8 protein-coding genes and 2 rRNA genes are annotated in these 13,448 nt (G+C 68.3%); 4 read left to right on the top strand and 6 right to left on the bottom strand.

What is annotated here, in order from left to right; genetic code table 11:
- Nucleotides 1-13: 13 nt before the first annotated feature.
- Together AB6L24_RS11025 and AB6L24_RS11020 are read right to left on the bottom strand one after the other, a co-directional pair.
- Nucleotides 14-1,042 (bottom strand): FecCD family ABC transporter permease, encoded by a 1,029-nt coding sequence (locus tag AB6L24_RS11025; protein WP_405654637.1) that lies wholly within the window; start codon nucleotides 1,040-1,042, stop codon nucleotides 14-16.
- A complete protein-coding gene (locus tag AB6L24_RS11020) occupies nucleotides 1,039-2,082 on the bottom strand; it encodes a FecCD family ABC transporter permease (RefSeq protein ID WP_405654635.1) in 1,044 nt (347 codons plus the stop codon). The genes AB6L24_RS11025 and AB6L24_RS11020 overlap by 4 nt, the downstream gene beginning before the upstream one ends.
- Before the next feature lie 113 nt (nucleotides 2,083-2,195).
- Here AB6L24_RS11020 and AB6L24_RS11015 point away from each other — a divergent pair, with 113 nt between their 5' ends.
- The 3 genes from AB6L24_RS11015 to AB6L24_RS11005 all read left to right on the top strand — a co-directional run bounded on the left by AB6L24_RS11015 (nucleotide 2,196) and on the right by AB6L24_RS11005 (nucleotide 5,193).
- Entirely contained in the window at nucleotides 2,196-3,227 is a 1,032-nt protein-coding gene (locus tag AB6L24_RS11015) for an ABC transporter substrate-binding protein (protein WP_405654633.1), read from the top strand.
- The gene (locus AB6L24_RS11010; RefSeq protein ID WP_405654630.1) at nucleotides 3,227-4,291 is read left to right on the top strand and encodes an ABC transporter substrate-binding protein; all 1,065 of its coding nucleotides are present in this window, start codon (nucleotides 3,227-3,229) and stop codon (nucleotides 4,289-4,291) included. Before AB6L24_RS11015 ends, AB6L24_RS11010 begins: the two co-directional genes overlap by 1 nt.
- 71 nt (nucleotides 4,292-4,362) lie before the next feature.
- Nucleotides 4,363-5,193 carry a siderophore-interacting protein gene (locus AB6L24_RS11005; RefSeq protein ID WP_405654627.1) on the top strand — a complete coding sequence of 277 codons (831 nt, stop codon included), beginning with the start codon at nucleotides 4,363-4,365 and terminating at the stop codon, nucleotides 5,191-5,193.
- 121 nt (nucleotides 5,194-5,314) lie between these two features.
- On the opposite strand, the gene AB6L24_RS11000 is transcribed toward AB6L24_RS11005, so the two are convergent.
- Nucleotides 5,315-6,367: an HAD-IIA family hydrolase gene (locus AB6L24_RS11000; RefSeq protein WP_405654625.1), complete on the bottom strand. Its 1,053-nt coding sequence runs from the start codon at nucleotides 6,365-6,367 to the stop codon at nucleotides 5,315-5,317.
- Nucleotides 6,368-6,438: 71 nt separating this feature from the next.
- On the opposite strand from AB6L24_RS11000, the gene AB6L24_RS10995 reads away from it, so the two are divergent.
- Nucleotides 6,439-7,716: a DUF1015 family protein gene (locus AB6L24_RS10995; protein WP_405654623.1), complete on the top strand. Its 1,278-nt coding sequence runs from the start codon at nucleotides 6,439-6,441 to the stop codon at nucleotides 7,714-7,716.
- A gap of 119 nt (nucleotides 7,717-7,835) precedes the next feature.
- Here the strand turns inward: AB6L24_RS10995 and AB6L24_RS10990 are convergent, their stop codons facing one another.
- From AB6L24_RS10990 to AB6L24_RS10980, 3 genes are all read right to left on the bottom strand, one after another.
- Entirely contained in the window at nucleotides 7,836-8,705 is an 870-nt protein-coding gene (locus AB6L24_RS10990; protein WP_405657124.1) for a hypothetical protein, read from the bottom strand.
- Between the two features lie 1,357 nt (nucleotides 8,706-10,062).
- Nucleotides 10,063-10,179: ribosomal RNA gene (gene rrf / locus AB6L24_RS10985) — 5S ribosomal RNA — on the bottom strand.
- Between the two features lie 137 nt (nucleotides 10,180-10,316).
- Nucleotides 10,317-13,439: ribosomal RNA gene (locus tag AB6L24_RS10980) — 23S ribosomal RNA — on the bottom strand.
- Nucleotides 13,440-13,448: the final 9 nt, after the last annotated feature.

Below are 13,448 nucleotides of genomic sequence, written 5' to 3'. Positions count from 1 at the left end.
CCCGGGCGGGCACTCATATGCGCCCCGCCTTGCGCTCGGTGACGAGCAGCCACAGCAGATACACACCGCCGAGGACGCCGGTGACGACGCCGACGGGAAGCTGGTCGGCGCCGAAGGCCCGCTGCGAGGCCCAGTCGGCGACGATCAGCAGGGTCGCGCCCATGCACATGGCGGGCACCAGGTTCGGGCCCGGCGAGCGGGTCAGCCGGCGGGCCAGCTGCGGCGCGGTGAGGGCGACGAAGCTGACGGGCCCGGCGGCGGCGGTCGCGGCCGCGGTGAGCAGCACGGCGGCGCCCATGAGGACGACGCGGGTCCGTTCGACGGGCACCCCGAGGGAGTACGCCGTGTCGTCGCCCATCTCCAGCATCCGCAGCGGCCGCGCGTGCATGACGACCAGCGGGAGCAGTACGGCGCACAGCGTGAGCAGCGGCCAGACCTGGTCCCAGTCGCGGCCGTTGAGCGAGCCCGTCATCCAGACGACCGCGCGGGCCGCGTCGACGAAGTCGGCCTTGGTCATCAGGTAGCCGTTGATGGCGACGGCGAGGGCGTTCATGCCGATGCCGACGAGGACGAGCCGGTAGCCGTGCACCCCTCCGCGCCAGGAGAGCAGGTACATCGCGGCGCCGGTGACCAGGCCGCCGACCAGCGCGGCGCCCGCGACCTGGTTCGCGCTGCCGCTGAAGACCACGATCATGAGGAGCGCGCCGGAGGTCGAGCCCTGCCCGATGCCGAGGACGTCCGGACTGCCCAGCGGGTTGCGGGAGATGGACTGGAACAGCGCGCCCGCGAGGCCGAGGGACGCGCCCACCAGGAGCCCCACCACGACCCGCGGCAGGCGCAGGTCGTTGATGATGAACTCCTGGCCGGGGTCGCCGTTGCCGAGGAGGGTGCGGATGACGTCGGCGGTCGGGATGTCGAAGTCGCCGGTGCCGATGAGCACGACGCTCGCGACGAGCGCGGCGAGGACGAGGGCCACGACCACGACGGCCGTGCGGACGTCGAGGCGGACCGAGACCCCGCCGCGGGTGCGTATCGCCTTCACAGCTGGGCCGTCCTCCGCCGTCGTACGAGCAGGATGAACACCGGGGCGCCGATGGCCGCGGTGACGACGCCGACCTGGACCTCGGCGGGCCGCGAGACGACCCGGCCGAGCACGTCGGCGCCGAGCAGCAGGACGGGCGAGAGGACGGCGGCGTAGGGGAAGATCCAGCGCATGTCGGGCCCGGTGAAGGAGCGCACCATGTGCGGCACCATCAGGCCGACGAACGCGATGGGCCCGCAGGCGGCGGTCGCGGCGCCGCACAGCAGCGTCGCGGAGGCCATGGACAGGGCGCGGGTGCGGGTCAGCCGGGCGCCGAGCGCGCGGGCGGTGTCGTCGCCCATCGCCACGGCGTTGAGCGGCCGGGCGAGGCCGAGCGCGAGCACGGTCCCGACGGCGAGGAACGGCAGGACCTGCTGGATGGTCTCCATCTTGGCGGAGGCCAGGGAGCCGACCGTCCAGAAGCGCATCCTGTCGAGCGCGGCGTTGTCCGTGATCATCACGGCCTGGAGGTAGCCGGTGAGCGCGGCGGTCAGCGCGGTTCCCGCGAGCGCGAGCCGCACGGGTGTCGCGCTGCGGGTGCCGCCGAGCGCGTACACCAGGACCCCGACGATCGCCGCGCCCGCGAAGGCGAACCACACATAGCCGCTCAGCGAGGTGACGCCGAAGAAGCTGATGGCGGTGACCACGGCGGCCGACGCGCCCATGTTGATGCCGAGCAGGCCGGGGTCGGCCAGCGGATTGCGGGTCAGGGCCTGCAGGACCGCGCCGGAGAGACCGAGGCCGAGGCCCGCGAGGACCCCGAGCAGCGTGCGCGAGACCCGCTCGCCGACCACGACGTCGGCGTACGTCCCCGAGTCCTCGAACAGCCCGTGCCAGACCTGGTCCATGGAGAGCTGTTTGGCGCCCACGGAGATGCTGACGGCCATCAGGGCCAGCAGCAGGACGACGGACAGGACGAGCCCGGCACCGCGGAGCGCGCGGCGGCCGGGCGGCGCGGGAGCGGTTTCCGCGCGGGGTTCAGGGGGACTGTCGACCAACACGTGGTTAGGTTAGCCTACCCTCCCATTGCTCTTCGACGAGAGAAGCAGCACGTATGCCCCGGTCACACCCCTCTCCTCGGTCACCCCGCACCCTCCTGCCCCCCTTTGCCCCCTTGTCGCGCACGTCGCCCGTGTCACGGCGCGCGCTCCTCGGCGCGGGCACGGCGCTCGGCGTCGGCGGGCTGCTCACGGCGTGCGGCGACGACAAGGGCGACGGCGGCGGCAACTCCTCGAAGCAGGGCGGTTCCTGGGCGTTCAAGGACGACCGCGGCAAAACGGCGAAGGCCGACAGCAAGCCGCGCCGCATCGTCGCCTACATCGGGGCGGCCGCCGCCCTGCACGACTTCGGCATCGAGTGCACCGGCGTCTTCGGCCCCACCAAGCTCAAGAACGGCGATCCTGACGTACAGGCGGCGGGTGTCGATGTCGACAAGGTGACCGTCATCGGCAACGCCTGGGGCCAGTTCAGCATCGAGAAGTACGCAGCCCTCAAGCCCGAGCTGCTCATCAGCACCATGAATGTCTCCCCGACCCTCTGGTACGTCCCCGAGGAGTCCGCCGACAAGATCCTGCCGATCGCGCCCAGCGTCGGCATCCTCACCGGCAGGACGACCCTGACCAAGGCCATCGGCCGCTTCGCCGAACTCGCCGAGTCCCTGGGCGCCGACCTGCGGGCCGCGAAGGTGACGGCGGCGAAGAAGCGTTTCGAGGACGCCTCCGAGCGGCTCCGCAAGGCCGCCAAGGCGGCGAAGTCCCGCGGCGGCGTCCGGGTCCTCGCGATGGCCGCCCAGGCCGACCGCATGTACGTGGGCGACCCGCGCGACTTCACCGACCTGCGTCACTACCGCGACCTCGGCGTCCAGTTCGTCACGCCGACCAGCACCGCGAAGGGCGGCTTCTTCCAGGACCTGAGCTGGGAGAACGCCGACCGGTACGAGGCCGACCTGATCCTTGTCGACAAACGGACCGGAAACCTCCAGCCCGCCGAGCTCAGGAAGTCCAAACCCACGTGGGCCCGTCTGCCCGCCGCCGAAGCCGACCAGGTCATCCCCTGGTTCAACGAAGCCCAGTTCAGCCACGCCGGATACGCGCCCCTCATCGAGCGGCTCGCCAAGGCGATGGAAGACTCGAAGAAGGTCGCCTGATGCGCACGCTCCGCCCCTCCCGTCTCCTGAGCCCCGCCCGTGCCTCCGGCGGTGTCAGCCGCCGCGGCCTGCTCACCGGCGGCGCCGCCCTCGGCCTCGGCGCGGTCCTCACCGCCTGCGGCAGCGAGGACTCCGACAAGGACAAGAAGTCGGGTTCGGGCTCCGACGACAAGGCCTGGAGCTTCAAGGACGACCGCGGCAAGACCGCGCGCTCCGACTCGACGCCGAAGAACATCGTGGCGTTCATCAGCACGGCCGCGGCCCTGCACGACTACGGCGTCGAGGTCACCGGCGTCTTCGGCCCGTCCAAGCCCGTGGGCGGCAAGCCCAACCCGCAGGCCGGCGATCTCGATGTCGACAAACTGACCAGCCTCGGCGAGACCTGGGGCCAGTTCAACATCGAGAAGTACGCGGCCCTCAAGCCCGAGCTGCTCATCAGCAACATGTTCCCGCCGCCCAACCTCTGGTTCGTCCCCGAGGAGAGCAGCAAGAAGATCGCCGCCCTCGCCCCGACGGTCGGCATCAACGGCGCCCGCGCCTCCCTCCTCGAACCCCTCGAGCGCTACACCGACCTCGCCGCCTCGCTCGGCGCGGACCTGGAGTCCCAGAAGGTCAGGGCCGCCAAGTCCCGCTTCGAGAAGGCCGAGCGGACCCTGCGCAAGGCCGCGAAGGCCAGCGGCGGCCTGAAGGTCATGGCGATGACGGGCGACGCCCAGCAGATGTACGTCGCCGTCCCCGACTCCTACTGCGACCTGAACTACTTCAAGGACCTCGGCGTCGAGTTCGTCGAGGGCAAGAAGAGCGACGAGTGGGGCTTCTGGGAGTTCCTCAGCTGGGAGAATGCCGACAAGTACCACGCCGACCTGATCATGGTCGACAACCGCTCGTCGGCGCTGACCGAGGACCAGCTCGCGAAGAAGCCCACCTGGACCAAGCTGCCCGCCGTCAAGGCCGGCCAGACCGTCCCGTGGTCCATGGAGGAGCGCTACAGCTACGCCGGTTACGCCCCCGTGCTCGAACAGCTCGCGGCGGCGATCGAGAAGTCGAAGAAGCTCAAGCGCTAGCGGCCCCGAACGGGGCGACAGCCACCCCCGCCACCGCGCACACGAGCGCGCACAGGAGAAAGGCTCACCCCATGACCGACGCCCCGTTCCGGTTCTTCGACGCCCAGGTCCTGCGCACCGAACGTCTGACGCCGTCGATGGTCCGCGTGGCCTTCGGCGGCTCCGACGTGGCCGCGATGGCCTCGGGCGGCCGCGACCAGCGCGTGAAGGTGTTCCTGCCGCAGCCGGGCCAGAGCGCGCCGGTCATGCCCGACACGGACTCCCCCGACTGGTACGCGGCCTGGCGGGACCTGGACCCCGGCGTGCGCGGCATCATGCGCACGTACACCATCCGTGAACTGCGCCGCGACCCGCACGAGTTGATCGTCGACTTCGCCGTGCACGCACCCGCCCCGGACGCCCCGTCCACCGAGGGTCCCGCGTCCCGCTGGGCCCGCACGGCCCGCCCCGGCACCCGCGTCGGCGTCCTCGCCCCGGTCGAGGAGGAGAACGCCGCGTACGACTTCAGGCCGCCCGCCGACACCGACTGGATCCTCCTGACCGGCGACGAGTCGGCCCTCCCCGCGGTCGCGGGCATCCTCGAAGCACTCCCGCCCTCGACCCGGGTCCTGGCCTTCCTGGAACTCCACGACCCGGCGGACCGCCAGGAACTCCTCACCAAGGCGGACGCCGACATCACCTGGCTCACGGGCGAGGGCGCGACGACAGCCGCCATCCGCGCCGCCGCCCTGCCCACCGGCGCCCCCTACGCCTGGATCGCCGGCGAGTCGGCGACGGTCAAGGCAGTACGCCGCCACCTGGTCACCGACCGCGGCTTCGATCGCAAACGCATCAAGTTCACGGGCTACTGGCGCAAGGGCGCGACGGAGGACCAACTCCTGTCGCGCGGCGAGGAAGCGTAACTTCCACACCACCCGCACCGCTCCAGCCCGTCCGGCGCTTGAGGACGAGGCGCGGAGCGCCGATGAGCGGGGGTCCGGGGGCGCAGCCCCCGGCTTCGGGGAGGGGCGGGATCGGGGAAACCTAAAGCCCCAGCCGAGCCAACACCTTCCCCCCGTCCAACCCGCACACCCCGTCCCCGCCCGCCGCCCAGGCAACCGCACACAACGCCCGCAGCCCATCCACAGCAGCCCCCTCCCCCTCAAGCACAAGCGCCTCCCCCCGCACAGAGGCAACCCACCCCCCACAGCCAAACCCCTCGCCCACCTGCTCCACCTCGGGCTGCCCCCGCAGCATCCCCCGCAGATCGGCGTCCACATACGTGGGCCGATGCTCAGGCCGAGCGGCCAGCAACTGCGCCCCGTCCGTGACCCCCGTCAGGACGAGCAGCGAGTCCACACCCCCGTTGAACGCCCCCTCGATGTCCGTGTCGAGCCGATCCCCGACGACCAGCGCCCGCTCGGCCCCGGTCCGCAGGATCGTCTCCCGGTGCATCGGGGGCAACGGCTTCCCCGCCACCTGCGGCTCCGCCCCGGTCGCGATCCGCACGACCTCCACGGCGGCCCCGTTCCCCGGCGCGATCCCCCGCCCGCTCGGGATGGTCAGGTCGGTGTTGGACGCGAACCACGGCACCCCCCGCGCGATGGCGTAGCAGGCCTCCGCGAACCGCCCCCACGCCAACTCCGGCCCCCCGTACCCCTGCACGACGGCCACCGGATCGTCGTCGGCGGACTCCACCGGCTCAAGCCCACGCTCACGCAACGCGACCCGCAGCCCCTCCCCGCCGACCACCAACACCCGCGCCCCCACGGGCACTTGCTCACTCACGAGCCGCGCGACGGCCTGCGCAGACGTGATCACGTCCGACGGGCCGGTGGGAATGCCGAGCTCCGTCAGATGGTCGGCCACCGCGTCCGGCGTGCGCAGCGCGTTGTTCGTCACGTACGCGAGATGCATGCCCCCGGACCGGGCCGTCGCCAGCGACTCGACGGCGTGCGCGATGGCCTTCCCACCCGCGTACACGACCCCGTCGAGGTCGAGCAGCGCCGTGTCGTAGCTCTCGCTCAGCGCCCGCTCACTGCCCGCGGGACGCGTCCGCACACGCTGATTCCCACCCGGGTTGCCGGTCTGGCTCATTACGCATCTCTCCTCGCTAATTCCACTCCCCCGATCATCGCTCATGCCACTGACACACTTACGATGCACTAATGAACACAGCGGGTCACACGGACGTCCACGGCCTCGACCTGATCCCGTTCCGGGGGGTGCGGTACGACTCCGAACGGGTCGGCTCCCTCGCCGCCGTGACTTCACCGCCGTACGACGTGGTCGTGCGGCCGGACGGGCTCCTCGAACTGGAGTCGTCCGACCCGCACAACATCGTCCGTCTGATCCTGCCGCAGGCCACCACTCCGGAGGACCGCAACCGCCAGGCCGCGGACACCCTCCACGACTGGCTCGCCGAGGGCATCCTGGCCCCCGACCCCATCCCCGGCCTGTACGTGTACGAGCAGCGGGGCGACGGCATACTCCAGCGCGGCATCATCGGCGCCCTGCGCCTGTCCGAGCCCGCGGACGGCATCGTCCTGCCGCACGAGGACGTCATGCCGCACGTCGTCGAGGACCGCGCCGCCCTGATGCGCGCGACGGCCGCGAACCTGGAGCCGCTGCTCCTCACCTACCCCGGCGGCGCGTCGACGGGCGGCGCGGCGGCCGCCATAGAGCGTGCGACGCACCACAAGCCGCTGCTCTCCACGACCACCGAGGACGGCTTCAGCCATCGTCTGTGGGCGGTGACCGACCCCGCCGAGATCGCTGAAATCCAGTCAGATCTCGCCCACCACCAGGCTCTCATCGCCGACGGCCACCACCGCTGGGCCACGAACCTCCGGCTGCGCGCCGAGCACGCCTCGCCGAGTCCGTGGGACTTCGGCCTGGTCCTGCTGGTCGACACGGCCCGCTATCCGCTGCGGGTCCGCGCGATCCACCGCTATCTGCACCGGCTCCCGGTCGCCGAGGCCCTGGCCGCGCTCGCGGAGTCGTTCCGGGTACGCACCCTGGAGTGCTCCTTGTCCGAGGCGAGGGCGGCCCTCGGCGACGCCGTGTCCGAGAGCAACGCGTTCCTCCTGGCGGGCGACGGCTCGTACCACCTCGTGGACCGCCCCGACCCCGCCCTGCTGGCCCGCACGATCCCCCTCGGCCGCCCGGAGGCCTGGCGCACCCTGGACGCGACGGTCCTGCACGCCACACTCCTCGACCACCTCTGGCGCATCCCGGACGACACGGAGCACATCGCGTACATCCACCACACGGAGGCGACGGTCGAGAAGGCCGAGCGCGAGGGCGGCACGGCGGTGCTGATGCACCCGGTCCGTGAGGAGGTCGTCCGCGACCTGGCCCGCCAGGGCGTCACGATGCCCCGCAAGTCGACGTCGTTCGGCCCGAAGCCCGCGACGGGCCTGGTCCTGCGCGACCTGGCTTTCTGACAGCAGTCGGTACGGCGACAGACGGTACGTACGACAAAGGGGCGGGCCTCCGACCGGAGACCCGCCCCTTTCACCTTCGGACGCCGCCACGACCCTCACGGCCGCGGCGGCGACCGCCATCAGTCCTTGTCGCGCTCGACACCCTCGCCGTCATCGGCGACAACCACGTCGTCGTCGGCGACATCGGCGTCGACGTCATCCGCCGGGTCGGCGTCGACAGCCTCGGGAGCCGCCGACTCCGCCTGCCGCGGCTTCTCCGGCTCGGCGTCCGCGGACTCCGTCACCTCGGTCCCGGCTTCGGCCTCGTCGCCCTGGAGCGCGTCGACGAACTCGACGCCGTCCAGCTCGGCGAGCCGGTCGGAGGCGTCGGTGCTGCCGTCCTTGTCGGCCTCGATGGCCTTGGCGAACCACTCGCGTGCCTCGTCCTCGCGGCCGGCCGCGAGCAGCGCGTCTCCGTAGGCGTACCGCAGGCGGGCGGTCCAGGGCTGCACGGAGCTGGAGGCCAGCTCGGGGCTCTGCAGCGTGACGATGGCGGCGTCGAGCTGCCCCATGTCGCGCCGGGCGCCTGCGGCGACGAGCCGCATCTCCACCTGTCCGGCCTTGTCGAGCTTGTGCACCTCGGGCGCACCGGCCATGTCGAGCGCCTTCTCGGGCCGCCCGAGCCCACGCTCGCAGTCCGCCATGACGGGCCACAGCTCCACGCCACCGGTCATGCGCCGCGCGGCCCGGAACTCGGCGAGCGCCTCGCTGTACTTCTGGTTCGCGTACGCCGCGAAGCCCGCGGCCTCGCGTACGGCGGCGACGCGCGAGGCGAGCCGCAGCGCGACCTTGGAGTAGCCGTAGGCCTGCTCGGGGTCCTCGTCGATGAGCTTGGCGACCATCACCAGGTTCCTGGCGACGTCCTCGGCGAGTCCCTTCGGCAGGCTCTGCAGCTCCTGCCGTACGTCCTGGTCGATCTCGTCGCCCGTGACGTCGTCCGGGATCGGCAGCCGCTTGATCGGCTCGCGGTCCCGCTCGCGGTCGTCGCGCCGGAACCCACCGCGGTCACCGCGGTCGTCCCGCCCACGGAACCCACCGGGCCGCCCACGGCTGTCGTCACGACGGGGGCCACGGCCGCGGTCGTCACGGCCACCACGGTCGTCGCGGCCGCGGTAGCCGCCTCCGGCACGGTTGTCGTCGCGGCGGAAGCCTCCACGGTCACCGCGGTCGCCGTCGCGGCGGTCATCACGTCGGTCGTCGCGGCGGTCGTCGCGCCGGTCGTCGCGGCGGAAGCCACCGCGGTCGTTGCCACCACGGTCGTCACGGCGGTACCCACCACGATCACCACGGTCACGGTCATCACGCCGGTCATCACGCCGGTCATCTCGGCGGTCGTCCCGACGGAACGCCGGACGGTCGCCGTCGCGGCGGTCATCACGGCGATCGTCGCGCCGGTCGTCGCGGCGGAACCCGCCCCGGTCACCGCGGTCGTTGCGGTCACGGTCATCCCGCCGGAAGCCGGGGCGGTCGCCGCCACGGTTGTCGTCACGGCGGAAGCTGGGACGGTCGCCGTCACGGCGGTCGTCGCGCCGGTCATCGCGGCGGAAGCCACCGCGCTCGTTGCCGCCACGGTCGTCACGGCGGAACCCACCACGATCACCACGGTCACGGTCATCACGCCGGTCGTCCCGGCGGTCGTCCCGACGGAACGCCGGACGGTCACCGTCACGGCGGTCATCACGCCGGTCGTCCCGACGGTCATCGCGGCGGAAGGCCGGCCGGTCCCCGTCACGGCGGAACGTGGGGCGGTCGCCGTCACGGCGGAAACCGCCCCGGTCGCCGCCACGGTCACGGTCGTTGCCACCGCGGTCGTCACGCCGGTCGTCGCGGCGGAACCCGCCGGGCCGGTCGTCGCGGCGGAAGGAGGGGCGTCCGTTGTCGCGGTCGTCACGTCCGCGGTAGCCGCCTCCGCCACGGTTGTCGTCACGGCGGAAGCCGGGGCGGTCCCCGTCACGGCGGTCGTCGCGCCGGTCGTCGCGACGGAATCCTCCCCGGTCACCGCGGTCGTTGCGGTCACGGTCATCCCGCCGGAAGCCGGGGCGGTCGCCGCCACGGTTGTCGTCACGGCGCGGGCCGCGGTCGTTGTCGCGACGTGGCCCACCGCGGTATCCACCCCGGTCGCCACCATCCCGGCGGCGCTGGTCGCGCTCCGGTCGCTCGTCGGGAGAGTTGGTGGACATGGGTGACTCCTAGTCTTCGGTACCGCAGTCATTCTGACGCAGCCGCGTAGCCGGCGCTCTTCGAGCAAAAACAAAAAGGACCCTTGGTCCCAGCGTGAACGCTGGGACCAAGGGTCCTCCAAAGATTGTTCGGCGGCGTCCTACTCTCCCACAGGGTCCCCCCTGCAGTACCATCGGCGCTGTAAGGCTTAGCTTCCGGGTTCGGAATGTAACCGGGCGTTTCCCTCACGCTATGACCACCGAAACCCTATGAAATATCCCGCCGCAAAAGCGGGATCTCAAACAGGGCAGCGAACAAGCACACTCTTCAATTGAAGTAGAGCTGTTCAGCCGACACAACTGTTCGTTGTTTCAGAACCAACACAGTGGACGCGAGCAACTGAGGACAAGCCCTCGGCCTATTAGTACCAGTCAACTCCACCCCTTACAGGGCTTCCATATCTGGCCTATCAACCCAGTCGTCTACTGGGAGCCTTAACCCCTCAAAGGGGGTGGGAGTCCTCATCTCGAAGCAGGCTTCCCGCTTAGATGCTTTCAGCGGTTATCCTTTCCGAACGTAGCCAACCAGCCATGCCCTTGGCAGGACAACTGGCACACCAGAGGTTCGTCCGTCCCGGTCCTCTCGTACTAGGGACAGCCCTTCTCAAGACTCCTACGCGCACAGCGGATAGGGACCGAACTGTCTCACGACGTTCTAAACCCAGCTCGCGTACCGCTTTAATGGGCGAACAGCCCAACCCTTGGGACCGACTCCAGCCCCAGGATGCGACGAGCCGACATCGAGGTGCCAAACCATCCCGTCGATATGGACTCTTGGGGAAGATCAGCCTGTTATCCCCGGGGTACCTTTTATCCGTTGAGCGACGGCGCTTCCACAAGCCACCGCCGGATCACTAGTCCCGACTTTCGTCCCTGCTCGACCCGTCAGTCTCACAGTCAAGCTCCCTTGTGCACTTACACTCAACACCTGATTACCAACCAGGCTGAGGGAACCTTTGGGCGCCTCCGTTACCCTTTGGGAGGCAACCGCCCCAGTTAAACTACCCATCAGACACTGTCCCTGATCCGGATCACGGACCCAGGTTAGACATCCAGCACGACCAGAGTGGTATTTCAACGACGACTCCACGAACACTGGCGTGCCCGCTTCACAGTCTCCCACCTATCCTACACAAGCCGAACCGAACACCAATATCAAACTGTAGTAAAGGTCCCGGGGTCTTTCCGTCCTGCTGCGCGAAACGAGCATCTTTACTCGTAGTGCAATTTCACCGGGCCTATGGTTGAGACAGTCGAGAAGTCGTTACGCCATTCGTGCAGGTCGGAACTTACCCGACAAGGAATTTCGCTACCTTAGGATGGTTATAGTTACCACCGCCGTTTACTGGCGCTTAAGTTCTCAGCTTCGCCACCCCGAAGAGTGACTAACCGGTCCCCTTAACGTTCCAGCACCGGGCAGGCGTCAGTCCGTATACATCGCCTTACGGCTTCGCACGGACCTGTGTTTTTAGTAAACAGTCGCTTCTCGCTGGTCTCTGCGGCCACCCCCAGCTCAGACCGTAAAGATCATCACCAGGTGTGGCCCCCCTTCTCCCGAAGTTACGGGGGCATTTTGCCGAGTTCCTTAACCATAGTTCACCCGAACGCCTCGGTATTCTCTACCTGACCACCTGAGTCGGTTTAGGGTACGGGCCGCCATGAAACTCGCTAGAGGCTTTTCTCGACAGCATAGGATCATCCACTTCACCACAATCGGCTCGGCATCAGGTCTCACCCTCATGAACGACGGATTTGCCTATCGTTCGGGCTACACCCTTACCCCGGGACAACCACCGCCCGGGCTGGACTACCTTCCTGCGTCACCCCATCACTCACCTACTACCAGATCGGGCCGGCGGCTCCACCACTCCCCTCAACTCCGAAGAGATCAGGGCGGCTTCACGGCCTTAGCATCACTGGATTCGATGTTTGACGCTTCACAGCGGGTACCGGAATATCAACCGGTTATCCATCGACTACGCCTGTCGGCCTCGCCTTAGGTCCCGACTTACCCTGGGCAGATCAGCTTGACCCAGGAACCCTTAGTCAATCGGCGCACACGTTTCTCACGTATGTATCGCTACTCATGCCTGCATTCTCACTCGTGAACCGTCCACCACTGCCTTCCGGCGCAGCTTCACCCGGCACACGACGCTCCCCTACCCATCCCAGCCGCCGTTGGGCGTATATGCTGGAATGACACGACTTCGGCGGTACGCTTGAGCCCCGCTACATTGTCGGCGCGGAATCACTAGACCAGTGAGCTATTACGCACTCTTTCAAGGGTGGCTGCTTCTAAGCCAACCTCCTGGTTGTCTCTGCGACTCCACATCCTTTCCCACTTAGCGTACGCTTAGGGGCCTTAGTCGATGCTCTGGGCTGTTTCCCTCTCGACCATGGAGCTTATCCCCCACAGTCTCACTGCCGCGCTCTCACTTACCGGCATTCGGAGTTTGGCTAAGGTCAGTAACCCGGTAGGGCCCATCGCCTATCCAGTGCTCTACCTCCGGCAAGAAACACACGACGCTGCACCTAAATGCATTTCGGGGAGAACCAGCTATCACGGAGTTTGATTGGCCTTTCACCCCTAACCACAGGTCATCCCCCAGGTTTTCAACCCTGGTGGGTTCGGCCCTCCACGAAGTCTTACCTCCGCTTCAGCCTGCCCATGGCTAGATCACTCCGCTTCGGGTCTTGAGCGCGCTACTAAAACGCCCTATTCGGACTCGCTTTCGCTACGGCTTCCCCACACGGGTTAACCTCGCAACACACCGCAAACTCGCAGGCTCATTCTTCAAAAGGCACGCAGTCACGACTACACAGCAAGCTGCATAGCGACGCTCCCACGGCTTGTAGGCACACGGTTTCAGGTACTATTTCACTCCGCTCCCGCGGTACTTTTCACCATTCCCTCACGGTACTATCCGCTATCGGTCACCAGGGAATATTTAGGCTTAACGGGTGGTCCCGCCAGATTCACACGGGATTTCTCGGGCCCCGTGCTACTTGGGTGTCTCACAAGCAAGCCGCTGACGTTTCGACTACGGGGGTCTTACCCTCTACGCCGGACCTTTCGCATGTCCTTCGCCTACATCAACGGTTTCTGACTCGCCGACCGGCCGGCAGACCGGTCAAGTGAGATCCCACAACCCCGTATACGCAACCCCTGCCGGGTCTCACACGCATACGGTTTGGCCTCATCCAGTTTCGCTCGCCACTACTCCCGGAATCACGGTTGTTTTCTCTTCCTGCGGGTACTGAGATGTTTCACTTCCCCGCGTTCCCTCCACACTGCCTATGTGTTCAGCAGCGGGTGACAGCCCATGACGACTGCCGGGTTTCCCCATTCGGAAACCCCCGGATCAAAGCCTGGTTGACGACTCCCCGGGGACTATCGTGGCCTCCCACGTCCTTCATCGGTTCCTGGTGCCAAGGCATCCACCGTGCGCCCTTAAAAACTTGGCCACAGATGCT

Origin of the sequence: Streptomyces sp. RK9 (assembly GCF_045070545.1) — a bacterium.
GTDB lineage: Bacteria > Actinomycetota > Actinomycetes > Streptomycetales > Streptomycetaceae > Streptomyces > Streptomyces alboflavus.
Note: the sequence above shows the minus strand (reverse complement) of the source record. Positions and strands in the feature narration are given on the sequence as shown.